At 66.1% G+C, this 17,139-nt stretch carries 17 protein-coding genes; 8 read left to right on the top strand and 9 right to left on the bottom strand.

Annotated elements, in window-relative coordinates; all coding sequences use genetic code 11:
• The first annotated feature begins 50 nt into the window (after window positions 1–50).
• The 4 genes from HKW67_RS09560 to HKW67_RS09545 are packed head-to-tail and all read left to right on the top strand — an operon-like array spanning window position 51 to window position 2,562.
• A complete protein-coding gene (locus HKW67_RS09560) occupies window positions 51–437 on the top strand; it encodes a VOC family protein (RefSeq protein ID WP_171225171.1) in 387 nt (128 codons plus the stop codon).
• Entirely contained in the window at window positions 434–1,672 is a 1,239-nt protein-coding gene (locus HKW67_RS09555; RefSeq protein ID WP_171225170.1) for a hypothetical protein, read from the top strand. Before HKW67_RS09560 ends, HKW67_RS09555 begins: the two co-directional genes overlap by 4 nt.
• 54 nt (window positions 1,673–1,726) lie before the next feature.
• Complete coding sequence (locus HKW67_RS09550; RefSeq protein WP_171225169.1) at window positions 1,727–1,930, top strand: DUF350 domain-containing protein; 204 nt, start codon at window positions 1,727–1,729, stop codon at window positions 1,928–1,930.
• On the top strand, window positions 1,927–2,562 hold the full coding sequence (locus tag HKW67_RS09545; protein ID WP_171225168.1) for a transglycosylase SLT domain-containing protein: 636 nt from the start codon (window positions 1,927–1,929) through the stop codon (window positions 2,560–2,562). Before HKW67_RS09550 ends, HKW67_RS09545 begins: the two co-directional genes overlap by 4 nt.
• 1 nt (window position 2,563) lies before the next feature.
• Here HKW67_RS09545 and HKW67_RS09540 read toward each other — a convergent pair whose 3' ends face one another.
• The 4 genes from HKW67_RS09540 to HKW67_RS09525 all read right to left on the bottom strand — a co-directional run bounded on the left by HKW67_RS09540 (window position 2,564) and on the right by HKW67_RS09525 (window position 6,652).
• Entirely contained in the window at window positions 2,564–3,016 is a 453-nt protein-coding gene (locus tag HKW67_RS09540; RefSeq protein WP_171225167.1) for a hypothetical protein, read from the bottom strand.
• A gap of 112 nt (window positions 3,017–3,128) precedes the next feature.
• Complete coding sequence (locus HKW67_RS09535) at window positions 3,129–3,800, bottom strand: TetR/AcrR family transcriptional regulator (protein WP_171225166.1); 672 nt, start codon at window positions 3,798–3,800, stop codon at window positions 3,129–3,131.
• Window positions 3,801–3,860: 60 nt separating this feature from the next.
• A complete protein-coding gene (locus tag HKW67_RS09530; RefSeq protein WP_171225165.1) occupies window positions 3,861–5,240 on the bottom strand; it encodes a carboxypeptidase-like regulatory domain-containing protein in 1,380 nt (459 codons plus the stop codon).
• Between the two features lie 26 nt (window positions 5,241–5,266).
• Window positions 5,267–6,652 (bottom strand): alginate export family protein, encoded by a 1,386-nt coding sequence (locus tag HKW67_RS09525; protein ID WP_171225164.1) that lies wholly within the window; start codon window positions 6,650–6,652, stop codon window positions 5,267–5,269.
• 96 nt (window positions 6,653–6,748) lie between these two features.
• Here HKW67_RS09525 and HKW67_RS09520 point away from each other — a divergent pair, with 96 nt between their 5' ends.
• Window positions 6,749–8,662 (top strand): glycoside hydrolase family 3 protein, encoded by a 1,914-nt coding sequence (locus tag HKW67_RS09520; protein ID WP_171225163.1) that lies wholly within the window; start codon window positions 6,749–6,751, stop codon window positions 8,660–8,662.
• A 40-nt stretch (window positions 8,663–8,702) separates the two neighbouring features.
• Window positions 8,703–9,089: a hypothetical protein gene (locus HKW67_RS09515; protein ID WP_171225162.1), complete on the top strand. Its 387-nt coding sequence runs from the start codon at window positions 8,703–8,705 to the stop codon at window positions 9,087–9,089.
• A 29-nt stretch (window positions 9,090–9,118) separates the two neighbouring features.
• Here HKW67_RS09515 and HKW67_RS09510 read toward each other — a convergent pair whose 3' ends face one another.
• Genes HKW67_RS09510 through HKW67_RS09490 form a run of 5 tightly spaced genes read right to left on the bottom strand, consistent with a single transcriptional unit; the run spans window position 9,119 to window position 15,793 of the window.
• Window positions 9,119–10,096 (bottom strand): alpha/beta fold hydrolase, encoded by a 978-nt coding sequence (locus HKW67_RS09510; protein WP_171225161.1) that lies wholly within the window; start codon window positions 10,094–10,096, stop codon window positions 9,119–9,121.
• A gap of 5 nt (window positions 10,097–10,101) precedes the next feature.
• Window positions 10,102–13,200, bottom strand: coding sequence for a WD40/YVTN/BNR-like repeat-containing protein (locus HKW67_RS09505; protein ID WP_171225160.1), 3,099 nt, complete (start codon window positions 13,198–13,200; stop codon window positions 10,102–10,104).
• Window positions 13,201–13,204: 4 nt separating this feature from the next.
• Complete coding sequence (locus tag HKW67_RS09500; RefSeq protein WP_206044663.1) at window positions 13,205–14,290, bottom strand: zinc ribbon domain-containing protein; 1,086 nt, start codon at window positions 14,288–14,290, stop codon at window positions 13,205–13,207.
• Window positions 14,290–15,003 (bottom strand): alpha/beta fold hydrolase, encoded by a 714-nt coding sequence (locus HKW67_RS09495; protein WP_171225159.1) that lies wholly within the window; start codon window positions 15,001–15,003, stop codon window positions 14,290–14,292. The genes HKW67_RS09500 and HKW67_RS09495 overlap by 1 nt, the downstream gene beginning before the upstream one ends.
• Before the next feature lie 4 nt (window positions 15,004–15,007).
• On the bottom strand, window positions 15,008–15,793 hold the full coding sequence (locus HKW67_RS09490; RefSeq protein ID WP_171225158.1) for an enoyl-CoA hydratase/isomerase family protein: 786 nt from the start codon (window positions 15,791–15,793) through the stop codon (window positions 15,008–15,010).
• 62 nt (window positions 15,794–15,855) lie between these two features.
• On the opposite strand from HKW67_RS09490, the gene paaA reads away from it, so the two are divergent.
• Together paaA and paaB are read left to right on the top strand one after the other, a co-directional pair.
• Window positions 15,856–16,827 carry a 1,2-phenylacetyl-CoA epoxidase subunit PaaA gene (gene paaA, locus HKW67_RS09485; protein WP_171225157.1) on the top strand — a complete coding sequence of 324 codons (972 nt, stop codon included), beginning with the start codon at window positions 15,856–15,858 and terminating at the stop codon, window positions 16,825–16,827.
• Between the two features lie 17 nt (window positions 16,828–16,844).
• Window positions 16,845–17,132 carry a 1,2-phenylacetyl-CoA epoxidase subunit PaaB gene (gene paaB / locus HKW67_RS09480; RefSeq protein WP_171225156.1) on the top strand — a complete coding sequence of 96 codons (288 nt, stop codon included), beginning with the start codon at window positions 16,845–16,847 and terminating at the stop codon, window positions 17,130–17,132.
• Window positions 17,133–17,139 lie beyond the last annotated feature (7 nt).

The raw sequence follows: 17,139 nt of genomic DNA, 5'->3' as shown, positions 1-17,139 counted from the left end.
GGCAGTCGCTCACCGTGTCACCCCGACGGCCGTACCTCGCGAGGCATGCTATGCAGCTCAAGTTCATCAGCGTCATGGTCGACGATCAGTCGAAGGCGCTCAAGTTCTATACTGAGGTGCTGGGTTTTGAAAAAATGTCGGACCTCCCGTTTGGCGAGTATCGCTGGCTCACCGTGACGGCGCCCGATGGCATGGCGGGTGTGGAGTTGGTGCTGGAGCCGATGGCGTTCGAACCGGCGCGTGTCTTTCAGAAGGCGCTGTTCGACGCCGGAGTTCCGGCTACTGCGTTCATCTCCACCGACATCCACGCCGAGTTTGCGCGACTGAAGGCGGCCGGTGTCGCGTTCCGCGGAGAGCCGGCCGTCATGGGTTCGGTCACGGTCGTGCTGTTCGAAGACACCTGCGGAAATCTCATCAACCTCGTGCAGCCCGCATGAACGCCATACGCGCATGCGCGCTGGCATTGGCCGTCGCGCTCGTCGATCCCGCGATGGCGCAGACCACACCGCAGACCGCACCGCCGCGCCAAACGGAAGCCGACGCGTATACGCGATACGAGCTGCTGGCGCCCGGCACGGCCAAGTTTCGCATTGTCTACGACGTGACCGCCACGACAGCCGGCGCCACGTACTACTTCAATCCGATTCGCGCCGGCAGCATCGCCACCGACGAGCATGTGAGCGACCGCGCCACCGGCAAGCCGCTGGTGTTCGACGTGGTTGGTGCGGCCGTCGCGCGAGCCGGTGGGGTGCGTGTGTCCGACAGCACGCAGCAGTACATCCGGGTCACGCTGGCGCGGCCGGTGCCCCCCAATGGCGGCGAAGCGCGGGTGTTGATCGACAAGACGTACGAAGACGCCAAGAGCTACTTCACCGACGGCACGACCATCGTCTTCAACCGTCCGCTTGGCATCAAGCGCAACGCGGTGGTGCTGCCGAAGGGCTACGAACTCGAGTCGTGCAACTATCCGTCGCAGATTCTACAGGAGGCCGACGGGCGCATCGCGATCAGCTTCTGGAACAACACGCCCGCGGAAGCGCCGTTGATACTCCGTGCCCGTCCGGTGGCATCGATGGCCACGTCCACCGGCACTGTGCGATCGAGCGTGCAGGCGCGACTCGAGGAGCGCGCGGTGCAATCGCGGGAGATCGTGTACTTCCTGCAGCAGCCGGAGACGCACGCCTTCGACTTGTATCACGACTACACCGAGTCGCGTCCCGGCACGGATCACTACATCAACGTCGTGCGCGCCGGCAGCCGTGTGTCGAATCCCTCGGCTCGCAATCTCGATACCGGCGAACCGCTTCGGCTCGATGTGCTCAAGGGCGCTGCCATCACCGCGGCCAAGCTCGACATCGGTGAACCGGTCGCACCAACCACGGAGATCGTGGTCTTCCGGTTTGCGCCGGTGGCCCCCGGCGCGACGACACGTCTACGCATGTCGGAGACGTACACCGACAGCACCCGCTACCGTGTGGTCGGCAATGAGCTGGTGTGGGACCGCAGCTTTGGACGTCCGGCGAATGCCGTGGTACTTCCGGCGGGTTGGGTACTCGCCAACAGCGCCATTCCGGCAACCGTGAGCACCATGCCCGACGGTCGTGTGCGGCTCGACTTCATCAATCCGCGCCCCGATGACATCGCCGTACTGATCACGGCGCGCCGCCGCTGATTCCCGCGTATTATCCACCCGAGGCTTCGTTCATCTCCCTCTGCCAGTCCCTGCATGCAATGGTCGATCGTCGGGCTCAATATCCTGTACGCCACCCTCGGTGTGGTGCTCATGTTCGCGGCGTATCGCATCATCGACGCGCTGACGCCGCAGGTCGACTTCGCTGAGGAGTTGAAGAAGGGAAATGTGGCGGTCGGACTGTTTGTCGCGGCGATCTTCATCTCGGTGGCGATCGTTGTGGGCGGTGCGCTGAATTGACGCGGCGCCTGCGCTGGAGCGTGTTGGCGCTGTTTGCGGCGTGCGCGGTGCAGGTGCCGGCCGCATCGGCACAGCCGCACGATCCGGCCGACCGGTACGACGACACGTTTCGCAAGGCCGCGAAGCGCTCCTTTGGACCGGCCTTCGACTGGCGTCTGTTCAAGGCGCAGGGCATGGCGGAGAGCAATCTCGATCCGATGGCGCGCAGTCGAGTCGGCGCGCGCGGTCTGATGCAGCTCATGCCGAGCACGTATCGCGAGATCGCATCGGAGAACGCCGACCTCGCGCTGATCGACAATCCCGAGCTGAACATCGAAGCCGGCATTGCCTACGATCGTCGGCTCTGGCTGCGCTGGGAGAACGACTCCATTGCCGATGATCGGCGACAGTTCATGTTCGCGAGCTACAACGCCGGACGCGGCACGTTGCTGAACGCGCAGCGGCGTGCCCGCCAGCGTCAGCTCGATCCGCGACAGTGGCGCAATATCGAGAAGATCGCGCCGTCGGTGCCGCGCTGGCGTCACGTGGAAACGCTGGACTACGTGCGGAAGATCGAGGTGAACATCACCCGACTCGATGATCGCGGCCGCATCATGAAGGCCAGCGCGACGGCGCGTGGTCTGAAGCGCTAGCCTACTGGATCAGGTAAATCTGGCTTCGGGTCAGATCCGTGGTGCCGGTGGCGACTAGGTCGAGCTTCACCACGCCACCGCTGCTCACGAACACGGACGGTGAGGTCCACGTGGTGCGGCCGCCGATGGCGCGCGCCTGCAGCTGCAGCAGACCACCGGCCTGCAAATCCGTTTCACGCACTTTGAAGGTCACGGTCGCGCCGCCGTTCACCGAGCCGACCCGCGCGCCGCGGGCGCCCTCGCTACGCACGACGTACACGATGACATCCGAGTAGCCGCGGTTCTCCACGACCAGTGCCACGGTTCCCTGAGGAGCGCCTTTCCCGCCACGTTTCATCAGCGAACAGGCGCTGAGCAGCACGACGATCATGAGAGAGGCGACCCCCATCGACAGACGTCGCAATCGGGCGAGGTCGGGTGCGCGACGGTTCGGTACGGGCAGCATGGCAGACATCGGGCACTCCGACCAATTGGGAAGACGGGCGTCGCACCGGGAGACGGGGCAGCCCGTACGAATCGCTGTGGAACGCTGCGCTATTCTACCCCGCCGCGCGGTCGGCTGTTCGTCAGGGTACGGGTTCGACGATTGCGGGATGGCCTCCCGAGGCGGGGCGGCGGAGACCGGCGGCCATCGCCCGCACCCCGCGCGTGAAACCACCCTTGGGGCTGTTCGGGCCGAACATACCGGCACGTTCGAGCGTGATGAAGCCGTGGAGGAACGCCCACAGCGCGACGGCGGCCTCGGCGTCGTCGGCAGGGCCGGTGAGTTCGCCGACGACCTGCATCAGTCGCTTCGAGAGCGCGTCGCGTGCGGTCTGCGGAATGGCCGGCGCGGTCGCCTGCGGGACCGCTGCTGTCGCCTCCGACGGCGATGGCCCCGATGTCAGCAGGCCGCCCGGCGTGGTGAGCATGGCATACAGGGCAGGCTGCTCGCGGGCGAAGCGCAGATACTCGTTCGCCATGAACAGCATGGGCATTTTCTGTGATTCCAGGCCCGCCGCGCGAGGCGCGCGCGCGATCGCGACGTCGATCGCGGCGAGCAGTTGGCCGGCCGCGTGCTCAGCCAGCAACGCCTGCAGACCGGCCAGATCGATCACATGCTTGTACAGCGAGGCGGGGCGAACGCTCAGGCGCAGCGCCACGGCTCGCATGCCGAGCGAGTCGGCGCCCTGTTCCTGGATCAGGGACAGGGCCGCCCCGACAACGCGCTCGCGCGAGAGCTTCGACGGATAAACCATGTCACAGTGTGCGTCTTGGGCGCAGAAAGCTCAAGCGCGCACACCGACTTCGTGGTTCACTCAGCGGCGTTGCTTGCGCGGGCCCGTCCATACCACGATCGAGCCGCAGCCATTCCGAGAGTCGAACTGCGCAGGCACGCTGGCCGTGCGCGAGTACACTTCGACGGCCATGACTTCCTGCGAATTCATGATCGCATCGAGATTGCCATCAGGCACCTGCACGTTCATCCCGTTCAGGAACACCGCCGGCGCACACGTGCCGCCGTTGTTGCGCATCATCACACGGCCCTGCGGCGACTGACCGCTGGCGATCACCACACCCGGCACCGAGCGGAAGATGTCGGCCATGAAGATCGGTGCGCGTGAGTTCAACTGATTCTCGTCGATGAACGCACCGAAACCGGCGCGGCGACGTTTCTCGAATTCGACCATCTGATTGGAGACGCGGTCGCCGCGCACGCGCACGGTGTCCACCGTCGCTACCAGCGTTTCAAGCGTGATGTCGGCCGTCGCCGCGTTGCCCGCGGGGACATCAACCGCGAGACGCATGGGCTGATAGCCGATCGCGCGGGCTTCGACCATCTGCGTGCCGGTTGGCAGTCCATCGAGAGTGTACTGGCCGTTCGCGGTATTGGCGCCGTTGCCGCTGGCGCCCCACAGCACGACGCGCGCGCTCGCGATCTCCTTGCCGCTCGCGCTCTTGACGGTACCACGCAGCGCACCCGTGCCCTTGTTCGTCGAGCCGATCACGAGGTCCCGCACCAGCAAGCCGTTACGCGGTATGCGCAGCTCGATGAATCCGGTGGAGTCGGCGCCGGCATAGGCGCGCGCCGTCACCGGCGCGTTGCGCGGTACACCGCAGAGCGTGAACAGCCCGTCGTCGGTGCTGCTGCCGAAGCGAGACGGATACCGGCGCTCCACACCGCGCGATCCGACCGTGACCTCGGTGTACTGCGCGCGCACGCGTGCCGCCGGCACCTGTTGATTCGTGGCGGCACTGCGCACGAAGCCCATGTAGAGCCCCATCGGCTGCTCGGGGTCACCGGGACCGCATCGTTTGGTGATGATCGACTCGGCCGACGGAATCGCCATCGGCACTTCGAGCTCCTCCGGCGTCGTGATGTTCACGCGAAACAGCGGCGCTTCAATCCCGAGCTGGTCGAGCCGTTGATGAAAGAAGCCGATCAGATACGTGCCCACCGCCACCGAATCGATCGCAAAGCGTCCGTTGGCCGCGGCGATGGCCGTACGCACGTTCGACGGATTGGACGCATCCACCAATTGGACGGTCGCCCCGCCCAACCACTGCGTCGCCGCGCTGTCGAACACGGTACCGACAACGCGCGCGCGGATCAGTTGCGGCGCCGGCGTGGCCGGACGTACCTGCGCCGCGAGCAGCGCAGGTGCCGTCAGGATGAACACGAAAAGGGATCGAAACATCGAAGGCATGGACGGGAAGATGTGAACTAGAAGGCGAACGTGGTACCGAGATACCCCCAATGCTCCACGTGGGCTCCTCCGGGGGTGCTGGTGAGAAATGCGCCGGGCAGTACGGTGGCACCGCCAACGAGCACACGCAGATGGGTGGTCGCCTTCCAGGCAGCCGTGAGATCGACTTCGTCGGCCACATGTCGGGCGGTCGAGCCGCTGGCCGCGCGAAAGAGCGCGTTCTGTTTATTGTACACGCCATCGTCGAGTCGGCGCCGGTCGAACCGGTACCACGCCCCGCGTAGCGAGACCGACGGCATCGGGTCCCAGGTGGTGATGGCATGGACTTCGGTCACATTCGGCCGACCGATCACGTCGGCGAAGCCCCCGTGTTGATGCGCGGCCGGGTACAGGACCGCGAACGCTTCGTTCCCCGGCGTGGCCGGTCGGTCGCTGCTGGCTTTCTCGAGACCGAGGGCGAGTGACGGCGTGCCGCGCACGCGTCGCCATTGCAGCTGCGTTTCCGCCACCCAGAACCACGCGTGGAGCTCGCGCGCGCCGGCGTGTCCGCGCTGTAGCGCCCCCTCGAGTTCCACCGACGTCACGAGGCGCGACGCCGCCGGCGTGCCCCGTTGCCAGAGGGTGCGGGCGCCGGTCGTCAGTCGTCGCGTCAGCGACGACGACGTGCGGATCGTCTGTTCGTACCAGTAGCCGTTCCACTGCGTTGGCAACCCGCGCGCGAATCGCGCGGCACCGGGCGCGGAGCCCAGCGACACCGTGCGCAGTCGGGCGGTACTGTCGGGGCGATTGCCGCGATCGAGTCGTACGATCATCGGGCGGATGTCGGTACCCTCCAGCACGAGCCGGCCGCGCACGAGCTGCGCGCGTGTGCCCTCCGAGCCACGACGCGTGTTGGCCCAGTCGGGTACGCCCACCAGACGCTCGCGGTTCAGCGAGACCTCCTGACGCCCGTAACGCACGTACGAGCGCCCGTAGCCGAGGTCGGCGTAGAGATTCTGGATATCGTGACGGTCGCCGTCGGTGGTTCGCGTTCCGCCCGGCAACGTGCGGCTCAGCGCCTGCGCATCACGTAGTTCCGCGAGCACTCGCCCGTGCAGCCGTTTGGGATGGCCGGCCTGCACGTCCGCGCCAACCATGAGCCGCGTGAATCCGTAATCGTCGCGCAACGTGCCCACGTTGTAGGCCCGCATGAACTCTTCGCGCCAGCGCGCCTGACCCGAGAGCGTTAGGATGAGCGGCCACCCCTCGTGAAGCGGAATCGCTTTGAGCCGATCGCTCCAGTCACGCGCCGCAACTGGGGCTCCCGTTGGGGGTGCCGTCGGGGTCGATTGGGCACGCAACGCCCCCGCGGTGACGAGCAGGGCGCCGACGACGGTTCGGGGGAAGGGGACTCGACAGGCCATGGGGGACGATACTCAGATGGCCACGAATTGGCTCGGCCGGGGTACATTTCCGACAGATCACCGTCCATCCCCGCCCGACTTCGCCTGCCCTCAATCGTGAAGACTTCGCAACTCGCCCGCCTCTCCTTGTCGGCGGCGCTCGTGAGCGCCGCGTGTGCTACCGCCGCCCAGACCGGCCGCGGTCCGGTGGCCGCGCCGACCGCGCGTCGCCCGGAGCCGATCACCCCGATCATGGAGATTGCGGCGTCGCCGAAGAATGCCGCCGCCGACGCGGCGTGGGCCGACTCGGTGCTCAAGACCCTGACGCTGCGCCAGAAAGCGGCGCAGATGGTCTGGATCTGGACGCTGGGCGATTACACCGCCACCGACGCGTCCTCGTATACGAACATCGAACGTCTGGTGCGTGAGCAAGAGCTCGGCGGCATCATCGTGTCCGTGGGCGGGCCGCTCGATATCGCCGCCAAGGTGAACGCGCTGCAAGCGGTCGCCAAATTGCCCCTGTTGGTGGGCGCCGATCTCGAGACCGGTGCGGCGTTCCGCGCGCGCGGTGGGTGGTTCCTGCCCAATGCCATCGAACTCGGGGGGGCCACGTCGTTCCCGTATCAGATGGGAATCGGCGCCACGCGCGACACGATGCTCGCCTACGAGATGGGTCGCGTCACGGCGATCGAAGGACGCGCGATGGGCATCCACATGGCGTTCGCGCCGGTGCTCGACGTGAACAACAATCCGAAGAACCCGGTCATCGCTGCCCGGTCCTTCGGTGAGGATCCGGCGCTCGTGTCGCGCATGGGTGCCGCCTTGGTGCGCGGCATTCAAGAACACGGCATGCTTGCCACCGGCAAGCACTTCCCTGGCCATGGCGACACCGAGCAGAACTCGCACCTCGAACTCTCGCGCGTGAACGTGTCGCGGGCGCGACTCGACAGCGTGGAGCTGCGACCGTTTCAGGCGGCGATCAACGCCGGCGTGCGTGGCATGATGACGTTCCACGGCGATCTGCCGGCGCTCGACACCACGCACACGGCGGCCACGCTCAGCGCCGCGGTGATGACCGATCTGTTGCGTACCAAGATGGGCTTCAACGGTCTTTTGGTGACCGACGCGCTCGACATGAACGGCGTGCTCGGGAGCATGACGATGGCCGAAGCGACGCAACGTGCCGTGGTGGCCGGCAACGACGTGCTGCTGATGCCCAGTGATGCCAAGGTCTCGATTCAAGCGGTGGTGGATGGTGTGGCGTCGGGGCGGTTCACCGAAGCACGCATCGATGCATCCGTGAAGAAGCTGCTCATGGCGAAGCACGAATTCGGGCTCGACCGGGAGCGCTTCGTGAGCGTGGAAGGCGTACGCACCCGCGTCGGTGTGGCGGCCAACACGGTGCCCGCCCGCGTTGCCGCCGAGAAGGCCATTACGTTGGTGCGCGACTCGCTCGCGCTGGTGCCGTTCAGGATGCCGGCCGCCAGCCGCGTGGTCAGCATCACGGTGACGCCGCGGGTGGATCTCAGTGCTGGTCGTATCTTCGACGCTGAGCTGAAAGGCACGTTCGCCAACCTGTTGTCGCTCACGCTCAGCCCGGAAACGGTGGCGGACAACACGGCGGGCGCCGCAGCGGGCGGCACCGGGACGTACAAGATCAATCCGGAACCGGCGTTGCTGCCGGCTTCGGTGGAGAACGCGTTGGCCATCGCGCGCGGCGCCGATCTGGTGATCGTGTCGAGCTACATCGGGGCCAGCACCAACACCGCGTCGATGGTACCCACACGTGGTTTGCCCGAGCTGCTGAACGGCTTGCGTGCGGCCAACACCAAGGTCGTGTTGGTCTCCTTCAACAATCCGTATCTGCAGCTCGGCCTGCCGCTCACCGAAGCGCATCTGATCGCGTGGAGCCCGTGGACGCTGTCGCAGCGGGCGGCGGCGCGTGCGCTCCTGGGCAAAGCGCCGATCACCGGCCAGCTGCCGATCACGATTCCCGGCGTGGCGCCCTTCGGCGCCGGCCTGCGTCGCTGATCGTCCCACGCTCCGCTTTCCATCACACACGGATCCCGTCATGCATTTTTCGTCACGTATTCTCGCCGTTGCGTCGGCCTCTCTGATCGCCGTATCCACGTCCGTCGCTGCGGCAGCGCAGCGCATCGCCGTTGATCTCACCGGCAACTGGACCTTTGAAGTGGTCACCGAGAACGGAACCGGGGTATCCGCCGTCGCGATGACGCAGAAGGGAGATTCGCTCACCGGCACCTACACGTCGGGCCGCATGGGCACGCTGCCGTTCAAGGGGCTGGTGAAGGGGCAGACGTTTACCTTCGCCGCCAATACCTCAGGCGGGGCCACCTTCACGTTCAGCGGCGCGATCGTCGACGCCGATCACATCAAGGGTGATCTCGATTTCGGCGGACAAGGCGGCGCCACGTTCAGCGGCACGCGCAAGAAATAAATACGAAGGCGGCGCGCTGCTTCCGCGCGCTACTTCCGTGCGCCGCGCACCATCTCGTCGATCGCGCGGGCCACGTCGGCCGCGCGCTCCTCGTGGAGCATCGTGCCGCCCGGTCGCAGCGTGTCGACGGCGAACCGTTTCACGTGCGCTTGCAGCAGTGTCACCTGCGCTGCACTCGGGGCGCTGGCGGATGGCTTGTCGCCCACTAACAGACGTACCGGCACCGTAATGCGAGTCAGGCGGGACTCAATCGGGAACTGTTCGACCGACGCCTGCATCGCGCCGAGTGTGCGCAACAGTCCGCGCAGGTCGTTCTCGATGGGCGCGACGTACTGTTTGACGACCTCGTTGGTGAGCCAACGATCGTCGGCGCTCTGATCGCGCAGTGCCGACACGAATCGCCGCTTGGCGAAGCCGCGCCCGATGGGGTTGTCGAGCAACGCCGCAAAGGTGAGCGCCGTGCGCACGCCCGACGTGCCCTGCTTGTCGATCGGACCGCCCGCGATCGAGACCACGCCGCGCACACGCGCGGTATCGGTCGCGGCCAGATGGAAGGCGATCGTGGCACTCGTGCCCTGCGCCGCTACGATGACGGACACGCCGGCCGGTAGCTCCGACTCGAGCACTTTCGCGATGCGAACGGCCTGCGCGCTCAGCGTATAGTCGGCGCCCTTGGAACGAGTTGAGGCACCCATGCCGAGTGGATCAACCACGAACGGTTGGATGCCCCGGGCTTGCAGCTCCCGCACCACACTGCGCATGGAGAACGCCGAGCCCACGGGGCCTGGAAGGAGCAGGACCACCACGTCCCCGCGTGACATGCCCACCGCGCCACCGTTCACACTGAGCGTCTCGGCCGGTGCGACCACCACGCGGCGCTCTCCCGGAGCACGTCTGGCTCGCGCAGCAGACGACTCAGGCCCGGGCAGCAGGAGCCCGAGCGCGAGCAACGCCGTCGAACCAAACCCGGTCGCGAGAGTGAGCCGTGCGGTGAGTGATGTGATCAACGTGGTTACTGAAGCAACGAGAGTACCGCGAACGACTGGCTTGGTCCAACCGGCGTACTGGTCGTACCCACCAGCTTGGAGATGGTCGCTTTATATACGCCCATTGGCACGCGCTGGACTTGCCCACCGCGCCCGCCGAAGCCACCGCCGCCAGCGAATCCACCCGCGAATCCCCCAGGGCCGAGCGGGGCAGGGGGGACGCACAGCTGCAGCGTATTCTGCGGCGGTCGCGGCGCACGGGCGGCCGTGCTATCCGTCGCTGACGGCGTGGCGACGGTCGCTGTCGCTGGCGCAGTCGCTGGCGCTGTCGCGGTCGGGGCAGGCGCGGCTGGATCGCCATTCAGATTCCAGGTAAAGCGCCGCAGTCCAGCCGTCCTATCGAGCTCACACCGGCGCCACACCTTGCCAGCGTTGTCGCTGATCGAGAGCACGAGCTTCGCGTCGGCGGGGAGCGCGTCCTTCACGTGGTAGGTCACCCAGGCACCCACCGGCGGATTCGGCGTGCTGTAGTTGCCGCTGATCGCCAATACGCCCGCCGCACCGGCCGGTGCCAGTCCACCGGGCGTAAACGCGTACGCGTGCCGCATGGGATACAGTCGCGCCTCCTCGGTCATCGAGGCCGGCGTGATTTCGCGCAGCGACGAGTAGTCGTCGAGCACATAGAAGCCGCGGCCGAAGGTGGCCAGCACGACGTCGTTCTCGCGCTTCTGTAGCGTGAGATCGCGCACCTGCGTGATCGGCAGACCACCCTTGAGTTGCACGTAGCTCTTGCCACCGTCCACGCTCGTGAACAACCCGAACTCGGTGCCCACGAACAGCAGATCGCCGTTCACGTGGTCCTGCGCGATCGTCCAGACGTCGTGACGCACGGGCAAGTTGGCCGTGATGTTGGTCCACGTGCGACCTCGATCGCTGCTCTTCACGATGTACGGCGCGTAGTCACCGCGCTGCCAGTTGTTGAGCGTGACGAACACCGTGTTGGCATCGCGCGGCGAGGCATGCACATCGCTCACGTACGTGAACCTCGGCACGCCCGGGAACGCCTCGATACGGCGCCAGTTCTTGCCACCGTCTTCGCTGACCTGCACCAGGCCATCGTCGGTGCCAACCCACAACAGCCCTTCCATCACCGGCGATTCATCCACCGCGACGGCGTTGCTGAGCTCCGTGGTCGAGACGTTCAGTGCGACGGATCCACGCGGCCACACCTTGCCCATGATCGGCAAGGAGTCGCGATTCAGATTGCGCGACAGGTCTGGGCTGATGCGCGTCCACGTGTCGCCACGATCGTCGCTGCGGTACACGAACTGGCTCGCGAAGTAGATGCGGGACGGATTGTGCGGGCTCATCACGAACGGCGCATCCCAGTTGGTGCGGTCACGCACACGCGCCGTCGGCGCGGCGCGTGTGCTATCGGGCGTGGCGGCCGCGCCGGCATCGTCACCACCGGCCGATGCCGTCGTGGGGCGGATGGCCTGCCCGCGGCCCGTGCGCATGTCGAAGCGCGACAGGCCGCCATTCTGCGACTCACCGTAGAAGATGTTCTGGTCTTCCATGTCGCCGCGCGCCTGGAAGCCGTCGCCACCCACGATGTTGAACCAATCGCTGTTGCGGATGCCCCAGCTGTTCGTGGTGCGCGACGGACCGCACTGCGAAAAGTTGTCCTGCGTGCCGCCGCACACGAAGTAGAAGGGCTTCGCGTTGTTGATACCCACGCGATAGTACTGCGTGATCGGCAACGTGGCGTGGAACTTCCACGTCTCGCCCGCGTCGTACGTTTCGTACAGACCGCCATCGTTGCCGAGCAGCATGTGGTTCTTGTCGAGCGGATCGAACTCGAGCGCGTGGTGATCCACATGCACGCCCTTGTTCTCCCAATTCGTGTTGGCCCACGTGGCGCCGCCGTCGGTGCTGCGCGCCAGATTCGTCGCCACTTCGTAAATGTGCCCCACGCGATGCGGATCGATGAACAGTTCGCTGTAGTACTGTCCAAGGCCGCTCGTGAACCAGTTCTCGCGCACTGCCGCCGCCCGCGCACTGTCTACCGGGGCGCCCGGACGACCGCCGGCCGCACCCGCTCCACCGCCCGCGCCCGCCGCTGGACCACGGCCACCGGCCGCCGCCGCATTCTTGCCGAAGCGTGTCCAGGTCGCGCCTTCATCGGTCGAGCGATACAGTCCCGATTGCGTGCCCGAGGCCTCGACGAACGCGAACAGCTGCGTCGGTGACGTGCGGCCTTCTACCGCCAGCGCCGCGCGCCCCACGTCGCCCGTGGGCAAGCCGTTCGCCAGCTTCGTCCACGTCTTGCCGCCATCGGTCGACTTGTGCAGCCCGCCTTCCGGGCTGCCACCGATCGCCTGGCCGACGTGCCGTCGACGTGGATAGGCCGCGGCGTACACTACATCCGGATTCTTCGGGTCGAGTACGACATCGGTGACGCCGGTGTTCTCGCTGATGAACAGACTACGCGTCCACGTCGCGCCACCGTCGGTGGTCTTGTACAGGCCACGCTCGCCGCCCGCAGAAAACAGCGGACCCTGCGACGCGACATACACCACGTCGGAGTTGCGCGGGTCGACGACGATCTGGCCGAGATGCTCCGACTGCGCCAACCCGCTGCGTGCCCAGGTTTTGCCGGCGTCGGTCGACTTGTACAGGCCGTCTCCGAAGTGCGCGCTGCGCTGACTGTGATTCTCACCGGTGCCAAGCCAGAGCACGTCGCTGTTCTTTGGGTCGATCACGATGCAGCACGAGTTGTGCGTGCCGCCGTTGTCGAAGATCGGCGTGAATGAGGCGCCGCGATTCGTGGTCTTCCAGATGCCGCCGAACGCGGTGGCGATATACCACGTGCTCGGATTCTTCGGATCGATCTTGATGTCGGCGATGCGACCGGTGACCAGGCCGGGTCCGATCGAGCGGAGTTGAATCCCCTGCAGCGCTTCGGCTGTCAGGGCGGGTGCCGCCGGCGCGGCGTTCGCCGCCGGTCGCTTGGCGCTACGCTGGGCGACCAGCGGCGATGACCACATCGGAAGCGCGCACGCCAGCAGTGCGAGCGTGAGGGAGGCGCGCGGCGACGATTGTGTCAGAGCGGGGCGAGAGGGCATCGTGTCAGCGGGTAATGGAGGCGGTGTCGACCGGTGTCGATGAGTCGGCATCGGTCGCGGGAACACCGCAGGTGGGGCAATACGGGTAGAACGCATTCTTTCGCGTGTGACAGCTCTCGCAGGTGTCGTACAGGCGCAGACCGCAATGCACGCAGAAGTTGCTGGGATTCGCGGGTCCGCCGGCGATGGCTCGCTCGCATCCCGGGCAGACGCCCGCACCGATACGACGCAGCGCCTCTTCGTACGGCAGCGCCCGACGGCGCTCGCCTTCGCTTTGCTGTTCCACGTGCTGACGCTGCGCCAGATAGCGTCGCATGGCGCGAATCACGTACACGCCGGCCACGGCACTGGCGATGATGCCCACGCCATAGCGCACATAGCCGCCGTAACTCGGCAGGTACGGCACGAGCTCGACGAAGAAGGCGAACACGGCGAACAGCACAAAGCCACGCAAGAGCGGCCAGTACTCGCTGCGCCGCTTGCGGGCCACCAGCCAACCGGCGACGAGCAGCAGCGGCAACGTGAGCGCCAGCCGCACGCCGAACACGCGTAATTCCTGCGAGAAGCGCGCTTTCTCGAACTGTCCGCGCGCCGCGAGTTCGAGTTCGATCTCGCGCTCTCGGTTGTTCTCGATCGTCTGCGAGATGGCGAGCAGTCGCTCGTCGAGTTGTTCGACTGCCGACTCGGCATCCCGCTCGCTGCGCTTGAGCGAGTCGAGCAGACGGGTGCGTGACACCACCTCGGGATCCTGCGATGGATCTGTGGTCGCGGTACGCGTCGCGATCCACGTATCGAACGTCTCGCGCTGCGACGAGTACGCATTGCGCGCCACCAAGTGACTCTGCGAGGCGCGCTCGCGCTCGTCCTGCGTGGTGCGCTGCAGCGCGACGAGCGAATCGCGCGCGCTGATCAGCGGCACGCGCTTGAGCGGATCGACGAACTCCGACAGCGAGATCTGCTGATCGACGCCGGGCAGTTCCCCGACGATCTTGCCACCCAATCCGATCAGAAAGCCGGCGAACGTGATCGAGACGGTCCACATCGCGAGTGCGAACAGCTTCTCGGGAACGCGAAAGGAACGGAACATCATCAGCTCCGGGGAAAGTCGCGCAGGAGACCACCAACGAGCTCCACGACGAGGGCCGTCGGGACGCGTTCGATCGGATGCGGCACGTCCGGCAGCGACGTATACGTGGCGTTGGGCAACAGCGCCCCCAAGCGCGCGGCTTCACCGTCCGCGAGCGTGTCGTCGCGCGAGCCGGCGGCCACGCGGACTGGGATCGTCACCGCGGCCAACGTCTGCGCCGTGAGCCGCGGTCGTTGGCCGAGCGCGCCCAGTAGCGCCGCGGTGGAGGTCAGTACCTGCTCCCAACCACCCGCGTTCGCATGTCGCACCCGCAGCTGTTCGGCGAACACGGGCACCTTGGTCCGCAACACCGACGCATCGAGACGTGCGATCGCGCCGGCCGCCACTTCGGGCGTCCACTCGATTTTTGTGCCAAGCGTCACGATGCCGCCAAGCGTTCCGGGCGACAGCGACTCCAGCAACAGCGCGACATAGCCGCCCATCGAGTAGCCGAACACCAATGGCTGGCGCAATCTGCGCGACGCGATTCCAGCACGCAGCGCATCGATCAAGCTGTACATCGCGAACGGAACTACTTCGCCCGGCGGTGTCTCACCGTGGCCCGGGAATTCGATCGTGTGCACCTCGCCCAGTGCCGACAACGCATCGGCGACTGGCTGCATCTGCGCGGCGCTTCCCAGCGCGCCATGCACGACGACAATCGCTGGTTTCGTCACCGGGTCAACGGGTCTTGAAGGCGCCGATCGCGTTCCGCGTGAACTCCGAGAGCACCAGCGTCCCGCTCATGCCCGCGCGTTCGGCCAGCAGCGTCTCCCACTGCTCGGTCCCTGCCCAGAACACGCGCTTGAGCATCGCCATCGCTTCGGGATTCGAGGCGGCGAGCGTGGTGGCCAGCGCGGTGACGGCGTCATCCATGGCGGCCACGTCGTCGAACAGCTTGGCGTAAAGACCGTGCCGTTCGCCCCACGCCGCGTCGCGCCAGTCGGCGTCAACCGACATCGCGCCGAAAGCGGCCAGTCCGATCTTCTTTTCGATCACGGGACCGACCACGAACGGCCCGATGCCGACCGCGAGCTCGCTGAGTTTGGCCGACGCTTTGGTGACCGCCATGCTGAAGTCGGAGGCGGCGATGAGGCCGACGGCGCCGCCCGCCGCTTTCCCGTGCACACGGCTGATCACGAACTTGGGCGCACGGATCATGGCGAGGATCACACGGGCGAACCCGCTGAAGAACTCCTGACCCTGTTCCGGACTGGCAATCGCCGTGAGCTCGTCGAACGATGCGCCGGCGCAGAACGGACCCGTACCGCCACTCTGCAGCACGATCACGCGTACCGATGGATCGGCGCCGACCGCCGTGACCGCGGCCGCGAGATCGCGCAGAATGGCACTCGGCAGCGCGTTGCTTTTGGGGTGAAAGAATTCGATACGGCCGATACCATCGGCGATGTCGGTGCGGACGTAGCCGTCCGGACTGTTGGCGGGGCGGGGAGCGTCTGTCGTCATGCAGGGAAAATAGCGTCGCGCTCCGATTGTCGAACCCTGTTTCCGGTGGGTAGATTGCAGGCATGGACCAGAACCCGCCCGTCCCCACCGAGGATCCGGCCCTCCTGGCTGCCTTCGAAGCTCGCATCGCCGCTGGCGAAAGCATCGAGCCGAAGGACTGGATGCCGGAGCGCTATCGCAAGCAGCTGACACGGATGATGTCGCAACACGCGCACTCCGAAATCGTCGGCATGTTGCCCGAAGGCAACTGGATCACGCGCGCGCCGTCGCTGCGTCGCAAGATGTCGCTCATCGCCAAGGTGCAGGATGAGGCCGGGCATGGGTTGTACATCTACTGCGGCACGGAAACGCTGGGCGTCGATCGCCACGAACTCGTCGAAGCACTGCTCGATGGTCGCGCGAAGTACTCCAGCATTTTCAACTATCCCACGCTCTCGTGGGCGGACATGGGCGTAATCGGGTGGCTGGTCGACGGTGCCGCGATCGTGAACCAGACCGTGCTCGCTAAGGCCTCTTACGGGCCATACGCCCGCGCGATGGTCCGCATCTGCAAGGAAGAAAACTTCCACAAGCGTCAGGGCTACGAGATCTGCTCGGTGCTGGCCAACGGCACGCCGGAACAGAAGGCCATGGTGCAGGAAGCGTTCAACCGCTTCTGGTGGCCGTCGCTGATGATGTTCGGTCCGAGCGACACCGACTCGCCGAACAGCGCCGAGCTGCTCAAGTGGCGTGTGAAGCGGAAGACGAATGACGAGTTGCGTCAGCGCTTCGTGAATCTCACCGTGCCGCAGGCCATCGCGATCGGCATCACCGTGCCCGATCCCGACATGGCATTCGATGCCGACACCGGCAACTGGGAGTTCGGCGAGATCGACTGGAGTGAATTCTTTGAAGTGCTGAAGGGCAACGGTCCCTGCAATCGCGAACGTCTCGACGCGCGCCGCAAGGCGCATGCAGACGGCGAATGGGTGCGCGCGGCGGCGACGGCGCATGCCGAGAAGCAGAAGGCGCGTTCGTCCACGGCTGCGGCCTGACCCCAAGGATCCCGAACATGTCAGACAGTCAGTGGCCGCTCTGGGAAGTCTTCACGCAGCCCAACAAGGGTGAACCGTTCGAACACGCCGGTAGTGTGCACGCGCCCGATGGCGAGCTCGCGCTGCAGAATGCCCGCGACGTGTACGCGCGTCGCGGCGAAGCGGTGAATCTGTGGGTGGTGCCGAGCGCCGCGATCGTGGCTTCGGCGCCATCGGATGCGGGTCCGTTTTTCGACCCGGGGAATGACAAGCCGTATCGTCATCCGCAGTTCTATATCGCGCCGCGTGGCGTGCGCATCTTCTGAGTCGCTG

It is taken from the genome of Gemmatimonas groenlandica (assembly GCF_013004105.1).
Taxonomy (GTDB): Bacteria; Gemmatimonadota; Gemmatimonadetes; order Gemmatimonadales; family Gemmatimonadaceae; genus Gemmatimonas; species Gemmatimonas groenlandica.
This window is presented reverse-complemented; position numbering and strand designations above follow the sequence as displayed.

Coding starts and splice junctions, on each gene's coding strand:
- HKW67_RS09550 (WP_171225169.1), top strand. CDS start 1,727: ATGCAATGGTCGATCGTCGGGCTCAATATCCTGTACGCCACCCTCGGT.
- HKW67_RS09560 (WP_171225171.1), top strand. CDS start 51: ATGCAGCTCAAGTTCATCAGCGTCATGGTCGACGATCAGTCGAAGGCG.
- HKW67_RS09530 (WP_171225165.1), bottom strand. CDS start 5,240: ATGTTTCGATCCCTTTTCGTGTTCATCCTGACGGCACCTGCGCTGCTC.
- paaB (WP_171225156.1), top strand. CDS start 16,845: ATGTCAGACAGTCAGTGGCCGCTCTGGGAAGTCTTCACGCAGCCCAAC.
- HKW67_RS09505 (WP_171225160.1), bottom strand. CDS start 13,200: ATGCCCTCTCGCCCCGCTCTGACACAATCGTCGCCGCGCGCCTCCCTC.
- HKW67_RS09535 (WP_171225166.1), bottom strand. CDS start 3,800: ATGGTTTATCCGTCGAAGCTCTCGCGCGAGCGCGTTGTCGGGGCGGCC.
- HKW67_RS09525 (WP_171225164.1), bottom strand. CDS start 6,652: ATGGCCTGTCGAGTCCCCTTCCCCCGAACCGTCGTCGGCGCCCTGCTC.
- HKW67_RS09540 (WP_171225167.1), bottom strand. CDS start 3,016: ATGTCTGCCATGCTGCCCGTACCGAACCGTCGCGCACCCGACCTCGCC.
- HKW67_RS09490 (WP_171225158.1), bottom strand. CDS start 15,793: ATGACGACAGACGCTCCCCGCCCCGCCAACAGTCCGGACGGCTACGTC.
- paaA (WP_171225157.1), top strand. CDS start 15,856: ATGGACCAGAACCCGCCCGTCCCCACCGAGGATCCGGCCCTCCTGGCT.
- HKW67_RS09500 (WP_206044663.1), bottom strand. CDS start 14,290: ATGATGTTCCGTTCCTTTCGCGTTCCCGAGAAGCTGTTCGCACTCGCG.
- HKW67_RS09515 (WP_171225162.1), top strand. CDS start 8,703: ATGCATTTTTCGTCACGTATTCTCGCCGTTGCGTCGGCCTCTCTGATC.
- HKW67_RS09555 (WP_171225170.1), top strand. CDS start 434: ATGAACGCCATACGCGCATGCGCGCTGGCATTGGCCGTCGCGCTCGTC.